This window comes from Streptomyces sp. NPDC006265 (assembly GCF_040613555.1).
GTDB lineage: Bacteria > Actinomycetota > Actinomycetes > Streptomycetales > Streptomycetaceae > Streptomyces.
Map to the genome: position 1 here is coordinate 1 of NZ_JBEXSH010001133.1, position 515 is coordinate 515.

Here is a 515-nt window from a genome sequence, read left to right on the forward strand (position 1 = left end):
GGTGGTGGCCCATCGCCACGTGCAGGGCCGCGCGGGGCGCGGGCAGAACGGGCAGTTCGGCGGGCGTGACGGTGGTGCCGGGCCAGCGGCCGGGGATGGCGCGCTCGGCGGTGCGGCGGCAGCGCGGGCAGTCGTCGACGTGCCGGACGAGTTCGCTGCGCAGGGCCGTGCCGAGCATGAGCCGGTCGTCTCCGGCGAGGTGCGACACACTCGGGCACGCCCCGGTCTCGACCACGGCGAGGGCCGCACGTGTGCGTTCCACCTCGCAGGCGGCGGAGGCGAGCAGATCGCGGGCGGCGGCCGGGTCCATGCCGAGGACGGCGGCGACCTCGCGGGCGGCGAGGTGGTGTCGCACGGCCAGTTCGAGGGCCTCGCGCTGCTCGGGGGTGGTGCCGGCGGCCTCCGGCCAGGCCAGCAGGGCCAGTTCGCGACGGCGGCGCTCCTGGACCTCCACGGAGGCGGCCCTGGTGGCCGCGGTCATGACGATCATCATGGGCGTCGGCGGCAACCTGCCC

The 515-nt window shown here is 77.1% G+C and carries 1 pseudogene; it reads right to left on the minus strand.

The window, feature by feature from the left end:
* A pseudogene (locus tag ABZ281_RS46150) lies at positions 1-515 on the minus strand (hypothetical protein); the annotation flags it as partial.